Here is a 15662-nt window from a genome sequence, read left to right on the forward strand (position 1 = left end):
CGACGTGAGGGTTAGCGCGACCCCAGCGGGACGTTGCTCTGTTGGCCGACCGGCGGCGCCTGGCGCGACGCTCTCCCGTGAGGATAAACCGGTGTTGCCGGCGGGACCGGCCGGGTCGCCTGCGGCCGCGAGGTCGGAACGCCGCCGCCGGGTCCGTCGATCGAGTAGCGGGATCCGCCCTGCATGGTCTGGCCGGTGCCCTGTGCGAGCACGGGGCCTGCGGCGGCAAGCGCCAGCGTTGCGATCGCAAATAGGCGGGCCAACTTCATGACGATGCCTCGATGGATGTGATCGGGATCAACCGGTCAAGCCGGCAATCGTTCCGGAATGTGAGCGCAGCGATCTTGTGATCGTCATCCATACCTCAAACGAACGTGGCGCGGCGAAATGTCTCGCCTCGCCACTTTCGATCGATGGAGTGTACTCAGGAATTCAGACGCCGCCCTGTGCGACGGCGGCCCAGTGATCGGGGTTGTCAGGGGTCTGCATCCTGACCCAGCGATAACGCGCCTGCGACCAGCTGCGGATCTGCGCATTGAGATTGTCGAGCACGATGTCGCCGCCCTTGGCGCGGACCACCAGCACCAGATGATGCTCGCCCCAGGAGGTCACCACTTCGCTCAGCAGCAAATTGCGCATCGGCCAGCCGCGCGCCAACAGCTCATGGCGCTTGCTGACCGCATAGTCGTTACAATCGCCGCGCGCCGGATTGATCAGCCATTCCTCGCCGGCGAGGCCGCGTTCGTTGCGCTGCGGAGCGATCTGGCGGTTGACCTGCGCATTGACCTCGATCAGGTCGGCGATGCGCTGCCTGGTCAGGCGCGTCGCGCCGCCGCGGAACACGATGCGGGCGCGGGCTTTCGGCTTGCATTCGTCGGCATAGCGCATGCAGAACATGGTGTACGCCATCGGCGCCAGCGTCGGCTCGCTGAAGCGGATCTGCTCGATCACGCCGCGCAGCGGCAGCGGAAAACCGATCATTCCGGCCTGCGTATCCCGTGCGCTGGTCCCGAGCGCGACGATGGCCAGAACCAGGGCCATCACTTTCTTGACGCTGTACATTCTTCACTCCCCACCGTGCCGGGAAGCATGTATGGGAAATGTCTTGCGCTTCGGCTCAAGCGCGCGGCGGCATTTGCTTCAAATGCGAGGGGGCGCGCGCGCAGTCCGTTAACCAAGCGGCGTTGGCTGCGCCGGCAGGCTTATCGGTTGCAAATGAAGACGCCCGCGGCAGCATTGCCATGCACGATGGACGGCAGATGTGTCGTCCTTTTCGGGCTTTTCCCCGCGGTTCCCGCGGACACCGCGACCAGATGCAGGGCCGGTTGCGGCGCAGAATTTGTCGTTCCCGTGCAGGCATGGTTAGCCCGACGTGAACCCGCCGGCGCCATCTGTTAACTGGTCACGCGTTGCCTGGGCGCGATCCCGCACCAGTTCATGACGAGATCGGCGAGCATCTTGATCTCGAGATCGGCGGGCGTCCCGCCGGCGAAATCGGCCACCGATTGGCCGAGCGCAACCGCACGAACATAGGCCGAGCGGTTTCCGATCATCGGCCCGATCTCCTCGTCCAGCGTATCCAGCTCCTCGATCAATTGCTGGCCTTCAAGGGTGCGCTGGTCGACGCGGTTCGGAACGATCATGGCACGGAGCGCGGTACGCCGCGCGGCACGGACCTCGCGCACGATGTCGATCGTCCGCGCGGTGGCCTCGATGTCGAGGCCGGACGGCGTGCAGGGCATCAGCACGATATTGGCGACCGCGAGCACGGCGCCGAGCACCCGATCGTTGGGGGCGGAGTCCACCACGATGATCTGATGCGGAATCTGGCGCATCAGCTTGGCCCATTCGGCGACGGGGCGGGTTTCCGGATCAAGCTGGTAGACCGGGAACGTGAGATTGCCGGGCTCGGCCCAGTGACAGGCGGATGCCTGGGAGTCGGCGTCGACCAATCCCACCACGCCGGTGCGCCGGTCCAGTTCTGCGGCCAGCAGGACCGCAAGAGTCGTCTTGCCGACCCCGCCCTTGCGCTGGGCAACCGAAATGACAAGCGGCATCGCAAACTCCTGGCGTGATCCCCCGCGCGATCGCACGGGAGGACACCTTCATCCAACGAGCGTCAGCATCCTGGGCAGACAGACCCGTTTCGCGTCGTAATTGTCCCTCACGAAGCTCCTCGCCTTCATTCGCATCTTTTTGAAGGCCTTGGGCCGTGTCAGCACCGAGATTACCTGATCCGACAGCGCATCAATATCAAAAAAGGGTGCCAACAGGCCGTTGCCGTCCGAGATGATGTCGCGCAGCGGGGCGGTGTCGGACGCCACCACCGCACACCCTGCGCTCATGGCTTCCAGCAGCGACCATGACAGCACGAAGGGGTAGGTCAGATAGACGTGGACCGAGGAAATCTGCAGCAGCGCGAGATATTGGTCCCGGGGAATCCAGCCGAGGAAATGCACGCGGCGCAGGTCGATGTCCGACCTGATCTCGTCCAGGAACATCGACTTCCAGCTCGAGCCCTTCGGCGGATTTGCCCCATAGGACGTCCCGCTGCCGCCGACGATCACCACCAGCGCATTCGGCCGCGCCGCCAGGATCTTCGGCAGCGACCGCATGAAGATGTGGAAGCCGCGCACCGGCTCCAGATTGCGCGAGACATAGGTGATCACTTCATCTTCGGCCGAGAGTGTCGCGCCGTTCGGAAGCTGAAACCGCGCGACCGGATTGGGCTTCACCTCGTCGGTGTCGATGCCCTCGTGGATGACCTCGATCTTGCTCTGAAACTCGCGGGGAAAGGTCGATCGTTGCCACGGTGTCGGCGACACGCCGGAATCGCATTCCGTAAGCGCCAGCAGCGTGGTCGCATTCTTCAGGTGAAGCGCGACATTGCCGTCGAGGCCGGTCATCGGAAACTCGGGATCGAAACCGACGTCCCTGCCCTCCGCGCCGTAGAAGAATTCGCAATACAGGATGATCCGCGCGCGCGGAAACATCGTGCGCAACGGCAGCGTCTCGCCCCAGCCGGGATGCGCGAAGATCAGGTCGGGCACGAAGCCCTGCCCCGACAGCGACGACAGCGCATACAGAACCTCCTCGGCCCGCCGCGATTCGACGTCGAAGCGGCGGGCAAAGGGATGCACGATCGCGGAGTCCGACTTGGTCGTCGAATATTTGATCAGCCGGATATCCGGCGTCGCGCTCGCGGTCGACGAGCCGACCGCGACGACCTTGTTGCCGGGCTGCTCGGCAAGCGCGCGCGCAATGTGGCGGTACTGGGCTGGAAAGTTATTGTGGACGAAGAGGACGTTCATTGGCGGGCGGGCGCGCCCCCCGGCCGTGCGATCTTCGATTGGCGTCAGGTTCTGCATCATGACCGGAAGTGTGGCATCGATATGCACGGGTGAAACTATCTTACCGGATTAACATTAAGCCCCCTTCTATCACACAGATTTTTGGGGCACACTGCGGGCGACATATCAATCCCTTCCGTAGGCTCGCAGGCGACGATGAACGAACAGATTCAGCAGAAAACCATTGATCTGGCACGGGGCCTCTTCCTGGTTCGGTACAATAGCGCGGATGATAAGATGTCACCTCCGGTGGTGCGCGTATATGCGGACCGCGCCAGTCTTAACAATTGTAATATCATTAGCGGACCTGACGCCGCCAATGGAACCCTGTTTGCGCCCGAAAGCGCGCTGGTCGTGTCGGTCGCCCGGCCGAGCCGCCTGATCGTCGAGGTCAGCGCGGGGCGCGTCGGCGGGTCGACCGCCGCCAACATCAAGATCGAGCCGCTGGCCCAGGGCCAGCAGGCCCAGGCCCAGCAGGCCACGCAGCCGGACAACCAGCCATTCGATGCTTTTGAGCCCGAGCTCGAGCCCGAATTCGCGCCTCAGGCTGGCGCCAATGGGCAGAGCGACCTCAAGCTGCTCGCGCATGTCGCCGGCCTCGGTGACGTGACCGTCGGCCCGAATACCTGGATCGCCGGACCGTCCGCTCCCGCCCGGATCGAGGGCATCTCGCTCGAATGGCCGAACAAGCCGCGCGATCTCAACCTGCAATATGCGGTCAAGTTCGCCCGGCCGCAGCAGGGAGACAACCAGTTCGTTCCGCTCGGAACCTTCGCCGGAACCCGGGGCCGGGCACTGGCCATCACCGGCTTCTCGCTGGAGGCCACCGGGCCCAGCGTGGATCGCTACATCATCTCGGCCGAGACGATCTTCCTTGGCGCGCCGGGCCCTGCGCGTGACCGGGAACCGGATTGTGGTGTCCGGCCCGTCGGGACGGGAACCCCTGGTCGGCCTTAAGCTCAATCTCGAAGAACGCCGCGTGCAGGCCGCGCCACTTGCGCCGCAGCAGCCGAGGCGCGTCGAACAGATCAACCCGGCGCCACGCGTGGACGGACCGCGTCTCGAGGGCCGCGTGCGCGTATTCCGCAGCCGGCAGAGCGCCGTGAAGACGACAGGCTGACATCCGGCAGATAAGGGCGACATTTGACCGCCGACGCGCGCAAGATCGCCTTTACGTCCAGAACGCTCCATCACGTCGATCTCGAGCGGGCTGCGGTCGCGGCGCTGGAGGCGCGCAATTTCCGGCTGGCATTCGCGCTCGCCGACCGCCGCTGCCGGATCATGCCGCATCCGGGCGCCCGCGCCCACCTGCTGCGCGCAGAAGCGCTGTCTCGCCTTGGTCTCAGGGATGACGCTGTCGCCAGCGTTGCCAGGGCGATCGAACTCGAACCGGACGATCTGGTTGCCGCGCGGCGCATGATGACGTGGGGTGACGGCGTGCAGCGGATCGAGGCCGCACGGACCATCGCACGGCGCGACGACGATCCGGATTCGGTCAGGGCCGCTCTCGTGCAGCTCGAACAGGGCGGTCAGGACAGCTGCGCCCGCGTCGACTTCCTGGATGAAGAGGTGAAGGGATGGGTGACGTGGCGAGGCGCTGACGACCCGCAGCTCTCCCTGGCGCAGGCGGACCAATCCAGCGCCGTCCAGCTTCCCTCCGATCCCCGCCACAGATTCGCACGCGATGGGCGGCACGCCGCGAGCTTCCGCCTGATCCGCCCGCCATCGGCGACCTCGCAGCGGCTCGAGATCGCGCAAGCCGGCCGGATCATTGCAAGCGTTCAGCTCCCGGCCAATCGCGCCCCGGATCATCGCAACGCGCCGCCACGGGCTGAGCGCGCGCGAGACGGCGAAACGCCACCGCTCACCATCATCATCCCGGTGTACCGGGATTTGGCCGCGACACGCGCCTGCATCGAGAGCGCCTTGACGGCCGCCGCCTGCACGCCGGGCTCGACCATCGTCGTGGTGGACGATGCGTCGCCCGAGCGCGACATCAAGCGCCTGCTCGCCGAGCTGGCTGCCGCGTCGCGCATCCACCTGCTGATCAATGAGCAGAATCTCGGCTTTGTCGGCGCGGTCAACCGGGCACTCGGCGAAACCGATGCCGGCGACGTCGTGCTGCTGAACTCGGACACCATCGTGCCGAAATACGCGCTGCAACGGCTGCGCAGCGCGGTGCAATCGACACCGCGCGTGGGTACCGCGACGCCGCTGTCGAACAACGGCGAATTCACCAGCTTCCCGATCCCGAACCGGTCAAATCCCCTGCCCTCGCCGGACGAGATAGCATTGCTCGACGAACTCGCGGGCACGGCAAATTCCGGGAGGGCGATCGACATCCCCAACGGCATCGGATTCTGTCTCTACATCACCCGCGAATGCCTCGACGCCGTGCGCGAGCTTTCCGACGACTTCTATCGCGGCTATCTCGAAGACGTCGACTTCTGCCTGCGCGCGGCAGAGGCCGGTCTCCGCAACGTGTGTATCCCGTCGGTGTTTGTCGGGCACGAGGGCTCGCGCTCGTTTCTCGGCGAGAAGCGTTCGCTGGTGCTGCGCAATCTGCGCGTTCTCGAGCAGCGCTACCGGCGCTACGCGACGGAGTGCGCCGCGTTTCTGCTCGCCGATCCGCTCCGCGATTGTCGCGCGGCGCTGGAGCTCAAGCTGCTCGCGAACGAACCGCACACCGCCGGCCCGTATGTCATCCTCTGCGGCTCCGCGATTGGCCGCGAGATCGCCATCAGGCGATGCGCCCAACTCGCGGCGGACGATCAGCGCGGGCTGGTCGTGCAGATCCGAACGGAGGGACCGCGCCAGCTGGCAACCATCTTCGACCCGGATGGCGGAGCACCGCAGTCGATCGCACTCGATGTTGCAACGCCTGAGGGCCGCGAGGCCTTGCTGACGCGGCTCACCGAGCTCAAGGTCCGCTCGCTCGAGATTGCGGAGCCGAACCGCATCCCCGCCGCATGTCTGGCGCAGCTCACAGAACGCTTCGCCTACGACATCCTGATCATCGACACGGCGCTTGCACGGCGCGCGGCAACTGGATCGGGCATTGATCCGGACTGGACCGGCTTGATCAGCGGGGCTCAACGCGTGACCGCGATCGGCGAGGACGGCGTAGCGTTTGCGGAAGCGGTGCTCGGCTTGCAAGTGACTGGACTGAACGACCCGCCTGTACCACCGGCGCGGCGTCACGCCGAGAGCGGCCCGGCGCGTCTCGGTCTGCTCGCCCTGCACGCCAGCGCGGCGGAGTTTCGCTTCATCAGGGCGTTGAGCGATCAAATCGCCAATGCCGGCGAAGACGTCGAGATCATTGTGCTCGGTACGACGCTCGACGATCTCAAGCTGATGCAGCGGAGCAATGTCCTGGTCACTGGCGACATCGCCGTCGACGACATCACCACGCTCATCGAAGCTCACGGCATCACGAAGCTGGTTCTCGACATCGGCGAACCCGCCTTTGGGCATCCGCTGGTGGACGCGCTCAAGGCAACCGGGCTGCCGGCCGCCGCGACGGACTGGAGGCCGACGGCATCGGGACGTGGCCGGGACACCGACCTGCGGCTGCCACCGGGCCTTGATGCCGATCGAAGGATTGCCGCCGTGCTCGGCTGGGTGAGCAAGGATGTCCGGCTACATCCCGACCGGCGGAGCGGCCGGCACCGGCGGCAGGTTGGCGCGCGGCTTCCATGATCGCGGCGGCCATGCCAGCGAGGAGAACGGCGTCGAGTCGAGCCCCAGCAACGGGCTGTAATAGGGATCGTCGAGCAGCACCTCGCCCCACTTCGCGCGCAGCATCGACAGCTCGCGCTTGAAGCGCGCCTTGCGATCCGGTGCGGAATCGCGACCCCGGCTTGCAGATTCCAGATGAACGAGTTTCGCGTCGGGCGTGAACACGATCCGCTTGCCGAGCTGGCGCAGCTTCAGGCACAGATCGATATCGTTGAAGCTGATCGGAAAGCGGGTCGCGTCCATGCCGCCGACGGCCACGAAATCGCGCTTGCGCATCAGGAGGCACGCGGCCGTCACCGCCGAGCATTCGTGCGCCACCTGGAGCAGATCGCCGTAGCCGGGATCACCGTCCATCCGGTCGTTGAAGGCGTGGGCGGCCGAGAAATTGGCCCCCAGCACCACCCCGCCATGCTGCACGACGCTGCTCGGCCACAGCAGCTTTGCGCCGACGGCCCCGACATCGGGCGCGGCGAGCCGCCACAGCAGCTCCGCCAGCCAGCCGTCGTCGAGCGCCTCGATATCGTTGTTGAGGAAACAGATGTTCTCGGCGTCGACGCAATCCACTGCGGCGTTGCAGATGGAAGCGAAATTGAACGGTCCCTCGACGGAGATGACGTCGATTTCCTCTTCCGACAGGCTCTCCAGATAGTCGAGCGTTTCAGGCTCCGTCGAGCTGTTATCGACGACAAGAATTCGGGCGTTGGTCTCGTTGGCGGCCGGCGTGACCGTCTCGATGCATCGCTTGAGTAGTTCGGCGCGATTTCTGGTCGGGATGATGATGGTGGTGCGCTCGTTCCAATCGACGGCGCGCTTGACCTGAACGGCCGGAAGCAGCCCCGCCTTGCGCGGCGCGACACTCGCCTCGATGCCGGCTCTGGCCAGATAGGCCTTGCTTGCGGCGGCCAGTTCGCCGGTTGCAGCCGACGCAGCGATCTGCGGCAGGGCCGCAATCGATCCAGGAAGATGATAGGCTCGACCAGGCTCCGCGCAGGACAGGAAGATGTCGTAGAGCGACGTCGCCGATCGCAGCGCCTCGACGGCATGCTGGCGGCGCACGGCAAAACAGTACGCGCCATAGCCCTGCTCGAGCGCGCGTTCGAGATCGAACGCCGAAAACGCCAGCGGCCAGATCGCACCGGCGCCCGCAGGAATCTCGACGTCGCCATAGGCGAGATCGCAGCCGGGTTCGGACGCGAACAGAGCGGCGAAGCGCCGCAAGGCATCCCCTGCGAGGATCGTCCCGCTCAGGCAGAACACAAAGAACTCGCTGTTGGCGGCATCGCCGTCGACGAAGTCGCGCGCCGCTTCCGGATCGAACCGACTGAAGGCCTGCGCCGGCAGGCACACCGCCGACCAGGCCGAGTGCCCCTGGGCTTCGAGGCTCTCGATGCTTTCATCCACCCTGTTCTCGCCGATCAGGACGACCGCGGCCTCCGATGAAACGTCGGATTGTTCCGGTTGCGTTGCCGGCGCGAAGCGCTCCTTCCAGCTTCGATAGGCGTGAAGCGGCATCGAGGCCGGCAGCACGCGGTCGAACAGTTCTCCGCGCAGCCGCTCGCTGTCCCAGCGCCCGAGATCCGCGAGCGTTTGCTCCAATCCGCGTTCGAAGGCGACAAAGGGGACCGGCTCCGAGATCAGGCTGCGTCCGGAAACCGTTCGCGCCGACAGGCCGCGCATGCGACCGTCGGCAAAATTCTCGGGCAGATGAAAATCGATCCGACGGCCGACACCGAACTCGCTTCCCCGCGCAACGTTGGTCCAGCCGGTGGGCTTCACCGTCATCACCGGCCGCTGCGCGATCAGGATTTCGATATCTTCGTCGATGTCGCGGGACAGCCAGCCCTCGAAGCGCAAACCTCCGACCCATTCGATGTCTGCGATCCGATGCCACTCCGCTTGCGGTGCCGCGACATCGCAGCGAATCGGAACACCGACGGGACTGCCGATGTTGGCCAATCTTGCCTCGACCGTCCCAGCGTTCGAGCTGACCTGATCCTGCACATTGAACGTAAAGCCAAAGCGCCCGTCGCCTATTCCGGCATCGGCGAGCTCCGTTACAAGCTCGTCACACAATGATGACATGTATGGCTCGCCGTCGACCAGCAGTTCGACGGTGTAGCGCCGGCCGAGATCGGCGCGGTCATAGACAAACCCGGAAAACGTCGTGCGATCGTATCTGGTGAACTGCGTTTGCAACGACGCGTAATCAGCTCCCGAGGGCCTCTGCTTGCCAATCGTCTTCGTGCTCATGTCCACCCCTCAAACGGCGGCTCGATTGTCGGTCGATTTCAAGTTGAGAATGTGTCCATGGCGCGCCCAAGGTGACTAGCGAGCACTCACCTGCACCGAGGCGATCACCGTTTGCACAAAAAGCCGCCGAGCTCCAACACAAACTATACGTTATAAAACTTGGCGTTGTCGGTGCCAATTGTGCTAGTGCTAACTCCTCCTCTCCACACTGATCGACGAGCGGATTCATGAAGATTGCAATGGTTGGAACGGGATATGTAGGTCTCGTGTCCGGAGCGTGTTTTGCCGATTTCGGCCATCAGGTCGTGTGCGTCGACAAGGACGCCGGTAAGATCGAAGCCCTCAAGCGCGGCAAGATCCCGATCTACGAAACGGACCTCGACAAGCTCGTCGAAACCAACGCCGCCGCCGGACGGCTGAGCTTCACGACGGAGCTCACCGGCGCCGTCGCCGACGCTGATGCCGTGTTTATCGCGGTCGGAACGCCCTCGCGCCGCGGCGATGGCCATGCCGATCTGAGCTATGTCTATGCTGCCGCCAAGGAGATCGGCGCAGCACTCAAGAAATTCACCGTGGTGGTGACGAAGTCGACCGTGCCGGTCGGCACCGGCGACGAGGTCGAGCGCCTGATCCGCGAGACCAATCCCGAGGCGGATTTCGCCGTTGCTTCGAACCCCGAGTTCCTGCGCGAAGGCGCCGCAATCCAGGATTTCCGCCATCCCGACCGGATCGTCGTCGGCACCGAGGACGATCGGGCCAAGCGGGTGATGGGCGAAGTCTATCGCCCGCTCTATTTGAACCAGGCGCCGATCCTCTATACCGCACGGCGCACGGCTGAATTGATCAAATACGCCGCAAATGCGTTCCTTGCCACCAAGATCACCTTCATCAACGAGATAGCCGATCTCTCCGAGCGGGTCGGGGCGAACGTGCAGGAGGTCGCGCGCGGCATCGGGCTCGACAACCGGATCGGCACCAAGTTCCTGCATGCCGGCGCAGGTTATGGCGGCTCGTGCTTCCCGAAGGACACCCGCGCGCTGTTCAAGACGGCGCTCGACCACGACGTCCAGCTGAAAATCGTCGAAGCCACGCTGACCGCGAACGACAACCGCAAGCGCGCGATGGCGCGCAAGGTCGCCAACGTGATGGGCGGCGAGCTGCGAGGCAAGACGATCGGCGTGCTCGGCCTGACCTTCAAGCCCGATACCGACGACATGCGCGAGGCTCCCTCGATCCCGCTGATCAACGGCCTGATCGATTTCGGCGCAAAGGTTCGGGCCTACGATCCGATCGGCATGGAGCAGGCGCGCAAGGAATTGCCCGAGATCGAGTACTGCAAGGATGCCTATGAGTGCGCGCGTCAGGCGGATGCGCTGGTCATCGTGACCGAATGGCGCCAGTTCCGCGCGCTCGACCTCAAGCGCATCAAGCAGGAGATGAAGCATCCGGTCGTGGTCGACCTGCGCAACATCTACCGTCCGGACGAGATGGCGGCGCACGGCTTCACCTACGACAGCATCGGCCGGCCGCGCTGAGCGGCCGCACCTGACCGGCGATCGCCGCCACTCAATGCAATCCCGAAGCCCCGGTTCCGATCAGATCAGAACCGGGCTTGTTTTTGATGCGCATCCTTCGACGCGAACCGGCTCTCTGCGCGCGAAGATGTTCTCAAGCGGGATGAGTTTTGGTTGAATCGGCTTGGCACGGTCTTGGTTCACCTCTCCCGCGCAACTCGGGTCCACCCGAGTTGCGCTCTTTCTGTTTGCCGAAGTCGGATAAATCCGACTTCGGGCGGGGAGAGGTCGGATTGCGCCTGGCGATGCGAAGCATCGTCCAGAGCAATCCGGGTGAGGGCTCTAGCTCTCTCGATAGACCGCAACCCCTCACCCGATCTGCTGCGCAAATCGACCTCTCCCAAGGGAGAGGTGAACTTTTGACGCCGTTCCAGCTCACCCAATATCAGGGCGCCTCAGGCATGTGCGGGCGCGCCGAGTTGGACATAGGCGTCGAGCTCGTGCGCGAGCGCTTCCTGCCAGGTCGGCATCGCCACGCCGAACTGCGCCTTCAGCCGGGTCAGATCCAGCCGCGAATTGCCCGGACGCACCGCCTTGGTCGGAAAATCCGCCGTTGCGATCGGCGCGATGGTCTCGACGGCCAGCGTGACGCCACGCGACCTCAACCCGCCGACGATGGCGCTGGCAAAGCCGTGCCAGCTGGTTTCGCCGGCGCAAACCAGATTGACGACACCGCCCCTACGCGCGAGCTGGTCGTGCAACGTAGTGAGGTTCGGCAGAACGATGCCCGCCACCGCGCTGGCGATCGCCTGCGCCGAGGTCGGCGCCCCGATCTGATCGGCCACGATCCGCAGCTCCTTGCGCTCGCCGGCGAGCCGCGCGATCGTGCGCAGGAAGTTGGTGCCCTTTGCGGCATAGACCCACGACGTGCGCACGATCAGATGCGCTCCGCCCGCCGCCTGCACCGCGACATCGCCGGCCAGCTTGCTGGCGCCGTAGACCGACAACGGCTCGGTCGGACTATCCTCGCGCCACGGTCTGTCACCCGAACCGTTGAAGACATAGTCGGTGGAGAAATGCACCAGCGGCACATGGTTCGCCGCGGCCCATCTCGCGAGCGTCTCGGGCCCCCTGGCGTTGATCAAAAACGCCTGCTCGCGCTCGTCCTCGGCACGATCGACTGCCGTATAGGCCGCCGGATTGATGATGAGATCGGGCTTCAGGTTTTCAAGCTGGCCCGTCAATTGATCCGGTTTCGACAGATCGAACTCCGCGGTCGGCGGCGCAATGACTGTGCCGTGACCTTCCAGCAGCGGCTTCAGCGCACTGCCCACCTGCCCGCGTGTTCCCGTCAACAAGATCCGCATCAGATTTGTCCGTAGGTCGGAAGGTTGCGGGCATCGGCCAGGAGCGGCGCGTCCGCATCCTTGGCCGACAGCTGTGGCTTGTCGACGCCCCATTTGATCCCGATCGCGGGATCATTCCACCGGATCGAGAGCTCGTCCTTGGGGCTGTAGAAATCGTCGCATTTGTAGAAGAAGTCGGCGGTTTCCGAGAGCACCACGAAGCCGTGGGCGAAGCCGCGCGGCACCCATAATTGCCGGCGGTTGTCCTCGCTCAGCTCCACCGCGACATGCTTGCCGAAATTCGGGCTGCCGACGCGCACGTCGACCGCGACGTCGAGCACCTTGCCGCGCAGCACGGTCACGAGTTTGCCCTGGGTGAGCGGGTTTTGCAGATGCAGCCCGCGCAGCACGCCATAGGCCGAGCGGGACATGTTGTCCTGCACGAAGGGGCGCGTGATGCCGTGTTCGACGTAACGGGGAAACTGGTAGGTCTCGAGGAAGAAGCCGCGCTGGTCGCCGAACAGCTTCGGCTCGACGATCAGGACTTCTGGGAGCTCGGTCTTGATGACGTTCATGTAACGCAGGTTCCAGTTTTGAGCAGGCCCACAAATGTTAATTTGATACTCATAACAAACTTGTGCGGCGCACGCTATCTGTTATGTTTTGATAGTCAAACTGTGAGGGACCATGAAGGGCATTATCCTCGCCGGTGGAACCGGCTCGCGCCTCTACCCCGTGACCACTGTCGTCTCCAAGCAGCTGCTGCCAGTGTTCGACAAGCCGATGATTTACTATCCGCTGTCGACGCTGATGCTGGGCGGAATTCGCGACATTTTGATCATTTCGACGCCGCAAGACAAGCCGCTGTTCCAGCGGCTGCTCGGCGACGGCCACGAGATCGGCATCAGGTTCTCCTATGCTACGCAGGAGACCCCGCGCGGTCTCGCCGACGCCTTCATCGTCGGCCGCGACTTCATCGGCGACGACTCCGTCGCCCTTGTGTTGGGCGATAACATTTTCTACGGCCACGGCCTGCCCAGCATGCTGTCGGCCGCCTCGGTCCGCAAGAAGGGCGCCACCGTGTTCGGCTACGTTGTCAACGCGCCGGAGCAATATGGCGTGGTGGAGCTGGACGACACCGGCCTGGCGCTCTCGATCGAGGAGAAGCCGAAGCGGCCGAAGTCCAACGTCGCCGTCACCGGCCTCTACTTCTACGACAATGACGTGGTCGACATCGCGGCCGGCATCAAGCCGTCGCCGCGCGGCGAGATCGAGATCACCGACGTGAATAAGGCCTATCTCGAGCGCGGCGACCTCTATGTCGAGGTGCTCGGCCGCGGCTTTGCCTGGCTCGACACCGGCACCCACTCCTCGCTGGTCGAGGCCAGCCATTTCGTCCAGATCCTGGAGCAGCGCCAGGGGCTGCGCATCGCCTGCCCCGAGGAGATCGCGCTGCGCCAGGGCTACATCTCGCTGGAAGCCTTCGCGAAGGTGGCGCAGAAGACCGCCAAGAGCAGCTACGGCGAGTATCTGCTGTCGGTCTACCGCTCGTTCCAGGGCCAACCCCGCACCGCCGAGGTATTCAAACATGCGGTTTAAGGGATCGACGATCTTCGTCACCGGCGGCGCCGGCTTCATCGGCTCCGCCGTCGTCCGCCATTTGCTGCGCGATACCCATGCCCGGGTCGTCAACATCGACAAGCTGACCTACGCGGCCAATCTGGACTCGCTGCCCCGCGCCACCGAAAGCCTGAACTACAGCTTCGAGAAGGCCTGCATCTGCGAGGCGCAGAGCCTGCGCCGGCTGTTCGAGAAATATCAGCCCGATGCGGTGATGAATCTCGCCGCGGAAAGCCATGTCGACCGCTCGATCGACGGCCCCGGCGAATTCATCCAGACCAACATCGTCGGCACCTTCACGATCCTGCAGGAGACGCTGCGCCACTGGCGCACGCTTTCGCCCGAGAAGCGCGACCAGTTCCGCTTCCTGCACATCTCGACCGACGAGGTGTTCGGCACGCTCGGCGATGAGGGGCTGTTCACCGAGACCACGGCCTATGCGCCGAACTCGCCCTATTCGGCCAGCAAGGCCTCGTCGGATCATCTGGTGCGAGCCTGGCGCGAGACCTACGAGCTGCCGACCCTGGTGACCAACTGCTCGAACAATTACGGCCCCTATCACTTCCCGGAAAAGCTGATCCCGCACATGATCATCAAGGGGCTCGCCGGCGAGCCGCTGCCGGTCTATGGCGACGGCCAGAACATCCGCGACTGGCTGTTCGTCGAGGACCACGCCAAGGCGCTGACCCTGGTGCTGGAGCACGGCAGGGTCGGCGAGACCTACAATGTCGGCGGCCGCAACGAGCGCACCAATCTGCACGTCGTGGAAAGCATTTGCGACCTGCTCGACGAGGTCGCGCCGTCGGCTTCAGGTTCGCGGCGGCAGCTGATCACCTTCGTTGCCGATCGTCCCGGCCACGACCGCCGCTACGCCATCGACGCCACCAAGCTCGAAACCGAGCTCGGCTGGCGCGCCGAGGAGAACTTCGAGACCGGCATCGCCAAGACCGTGCGCTGGTACGTCGACGAGCAACCCTGGTGGCGCGCGATCCTGGAGCGCGGCTACAAGGTGGAGCGCGTCGGGCTGAACCAGTAGTCCGCCGCTCTCCCCGATCGCCGGCGCGACCGGCGATCGGGGGATGCAATGGGGACTGCGGCGATCGATCGGCCGGGAGATCTCCAGCGCAAGGATTCATTTGCAAGCCTGGGAAGTGAGCCGAGACGCTGATCCGGATGCGCGAAAACGTGCTGGCATCAGACGCGTCCTGCGCCTCGGATGACGACAAGTCACTCTCGGACTGCGAACACGGAGGAGACGTCAATTGTTGCCAAGAATGTCGAAGGAAGAAGCGGATCTCTTCTTATCATTCGTGAAGAACAGCCGTGACTACGTCGAGTTTGGAACAGGCGGCAGTACGGTCATTGCGTCGAAACACGTCAAGAATTCTGTTCTGTCGGTCGATTCCTCGCAGGACTGGCTGGATCAAGTCGATCGTGCCTGCGCCTCGAGCCGCACCAAGCCTCATCTGACTTTCATCGACATCGGACGAACCGGCGATTGGGGCTTTCCGATCGACCCGTCGACGAAGCCGCGCTGGCCGGACTATCACACGACCATCTGGAACACGCCAGAGAGCGCCAATGCCGACCTGTATCTCGTCGACGGTCGTTTCAGGGTCGCGTGCTTTGCGCAGATCGTCCTGCACTGCAGTCCAACTGCGATCATCGGCATGCACGACTTCAGCTCTCGCCCCGGCTATCACTGCGTTAGAGAAATAGCGCGCGAGATCGCGACGGCCGGCGATATGTCGTTTTTCATGCCGCTTGCGAAACGAGAAGCTGCGGAAGCCATCCTGCAGTCGTTCTCGGCAGAGCCTGCCTAGGGCTTGAGCTCGCGCGATCCA

Annotated in this window: 13 protein-coding genes; 6 read left to right on the forward strand and 7 right to left on the reverse strand. The window is 64.2% G+C overall.

What is annotated here, in order from left to right; genetic code table 11:
- Positions 1–11: 11 nt before the first annotated feature.
- The 4 genes from ACVIW0_RS24490 to ACVIW0_RS24505 form a co-directional block, all read right to left on the reverse strand.
- Complete coding sequence (locus tag ACVIW0_RS24490; RefSeq protein WP_461354673.1) at positions 12–269, reverse strand: hypothetical protein; 258 nt, start codon at positions 267–269, stop codon at positions 12–14.
- A 163-nt stretch (positions 270–432) separates the two neighbouring features.
- Positions 433–1062, reverse strand: coding sequence for a transglutaminase-like cysteine peptidase (locus ACVIW0_RS24495; RefSeq protein WP_461354674.1), 630 nt, complete (start codon positions 1060–1062; stop codon positions 433–435).
- A 332-nt stretch (positions 1063–1394) separates the two neighbouring features.
- The gene (locus tag ACVIW0_RS24500) at positions 1395–2057 is read right to left on the reverse strand and encodes a nucleotide-binding protein (protein ID WP_461354675.1); all 663 of its coding nucleotides are present in this window, start codon (positions 2055–2057) and stop codon (positions 1395–1397) included.
- 48 nt (positions 2058–2105) lie between these two features.
- A complete protein-coding gene (locus tag ACVIW0_RS24505) occupies positions 2106–3311 on the reverse strand; it encodes a glycosyltransferase family 4 protein (RefSeq protein ID WP_461354676.1) in 1206 nt (401 codons plus the stop codon).
- A 195-nt stretch (positions 3312–3506) separates the two neighbouring features.
- Between ACVIW0_RS24505 and ACVIW0_RS24510 the strand changes: the two genes are divergently transcribed.
- Together ACVIW0_RS24510 and ACVIW0_RS24515 are read left to right on the forward strand one after the other, a co-directional pair.
- Positions 3507–4307 carry a hypothetical protein gene (locus tag ACVIW0_RS24510; RefSeq protein WP_461354677.1) on the forward strand — a complete coding sequence of 267 codons (801 nt, stop codon included), beginning with the start codon at positions 3507–3509 and terminating at the stop codon, positions 4305–4307.
- Positions 4308–4493: 186 nt separating this feature from the next.
- Positions 4494–7049 (forward strand): glycosyltransferase, encoded by a 2556-nt coding sequence (locus tag ACVIW0_RS24515; RefSeq protein WP_461354678.1) that lies wholly within the window; start codon positions 4494–4496, stop codon positions 7047–7049.
- On the opposite strand, the gene ACVIW0_RS24520 is transcribed toward ACVIW0_RS24515, so the two are convergent.
- Positions 6990–9338, reverse strand: coding sequence for a glycosyltransferase family 2 protein (locus ACVIW0_RS24520; protein ID WP_461354679.1), 2349 nt, complete (start codon positions 9336–9338; stop codon positions 6990–6992). The two genes, ACVIW0_RS24515 and ACVIW0_RS24520, sit on opposite strands and share 60 nt — an antisense overlap.
- A 227-nt stretch (positions 9339–9565) precedes the next feature.
- On the opposite strand from ACVIW0_RS24520, the gene ACVIW0_RS24525 reads away from it, so the two are divergent.
- Entirely contained in the window at positions 9566–10873 is a 1308-nt protein-coding gene (locus ACVIW0_RS24525) for a UDP-glucose dehydrogenase family protein (protein ID WP_461354680.1), read from the forward strand.
- A gap of 434 nt (positions 10874–11307) precedes the next feature.
- On the opposite strand, the gene rfbD is transcribed toward ACVIW0_RS24525, so the two are convergent.
- Together rfbD and rfbC are read right to left on the reverse strand one after the other, a co-directional pair.
- The gene (gene rfbD, locus ACVIW0_RS24530) at positions 11308–12219 is read right to left on the reverse strand and encodes a dTDP-4-dehydrorhamnose reductase (protein ID WP_461354681.1); all 912 of its coding nucleotides are present in this window, start codon (positions 12217–12219) and stop codon (positions 11308–11310) included.
- Entirely contained in the window at positions 12219–12773 is a 555-nt protein-coding gene (rfbC, locus tag ACVIW0_RS24535) for a dTDP-4-dehydrorhamnose 3,5-epimerase (protein ID WP_461354682.1), read from the reverse strand. The genes rfbD and rfbC overlap by 1 nt, the downstream gene beginning before the upstream one ends.
- A gap of 112 nt (positions 12774–12885) precedes the next feature.
- Between rfbC and rfbA the strand changes: the two genes are divergently transcribed.
- From rfbA to ACVIW0_RS24550, 3 genes are all read left to right on the forward strand, one after another.
- Positions 12886–13797, forward strand: a complete 912-nt coding sequence (gene rfbA / locus ACVIW0_RS24540) for a glucose-1-phosphate thymidylyltransferase RfbA (protein WP_456755739.1) — start codon at positions 12886–12888, stop codon at positions 13795–13797.
- A complete protein-coding gene (rfbB, locus tag ACVIW0_RS24545) occupies positions 13787–14854 on the forward strand; it encodes a dTDP-glucose 4,6-dehydratase (protein WP_461354683.1) in 1068 nt (355 codons plus the stop codon). Before rfbA ends, rfbB begins: the two co-directional genes overlap by 11 nt.
- Before the next feature lie 238 nt (positions 14855–15092).
- Positions 15093–15641, forward strand: a complete 549-nt coding sequence (locus tag ACVIW0_RS24550) for a hypothetical protein (RefSeq protein WP_461354684.1) — start codon at positions 15093–15095, stop codon at positions 15639–15641.
- Positions 15642–15662 lie beyond the last annotated feature (21 nt).

Source organism: Bradyrhizobium sp. USDA 4454 (assembly GCF_054822705.1).

Excerpts from the sequence above, each read along its gene's own strand:
- ACVIW0_RS24490 (WP_461354673.1), bottom strand. The coding sequence starts at position 269 with ATGAAGTTGGCCCGCCTATTTGCGATCGCAACGCTGGCGCTTGCCGCC.
- ACVIW0_RS24495 (WP_461354674.1), bottom strand. The coding sequence starts at position 1,062 with ATGTACAGCGTCAAGAAAGTGATGGCCCTGGTTCTGGCCATCGTCGCG.
- ACVIW0_RS24500 (WP_461354675.1), bottom strand. The coding sequence starts at position 2,057 with ATGCCGCTTGTCATTTCGGTTGCCCAGCGCAAGGGCGGGGTCGGCAAG.
- ACVIW0_RS24505 (WP_461354676.1), bottom strand. The coding sequence starts at position 3,311 with ATGAACGTCCTCTTCGTCCACAATAACTTTCCAGCCCAGTACCGCCAC.
- ACVIW0_RS24510 (WP_461354677.1), top strand. The coding sequence starts at position 3,507 with ATGAACGAACAGATTCAGCAGAAAACCATTGATCTGGCACGGGGCCTC.
- ACVIW0_RS24520 (WP_461354679.1), bottom strand. The coding sequence starts at position 9,338 with ATGAGCACGAAGACGATTGGCAAGCAGAGGCCCTCGGGAGCTGATTAC.
- ACVIW0_RS24525 (WP_461354680.1), top strand. The coding sequence starts at position 9,566 with ATGAAGATTGCAATGGTTGGAACGGGATATGTAGGTCTCGTGTCCGGA.
- rfbD (WP_461354681.1), bottom strand. The coding sequence starts at position 12,219 with ATGCGGATCTTGTTGACGGGAACACGCGGGCAGGTGGGCAGTGCGCTG.
- rfbC (WP_461354682.1), bottom strand. The coding sequence starts at position 12,773 with ATGAACGTCATCAAGACCGAGCTCCCAGAAGTCCTGATCGTCGAGCCG.
- rfbA (WP_456755739.1), top strand. The coding sequence starts at position 12,886 with ATGAAGGGCATTATCCTCGCCGGTGGAACCGGCTCGCGCCTCTACCCC.
- rfbB (WP_461354683.1), top strand. The coding sequence starts at position 13,787 with ATGCGGTTTAAGGGATCGACGATCTTCGTCACCGGCGGCGCCGGCTTC.
- ACVIW0_RS24550 (WP_461354684.1), top strand. The coding sequence starts at position 15,093 with ATGTCGAAGGAAGAAGCGGATCTCTTCTTATCATTCGTGAAGAACAGC.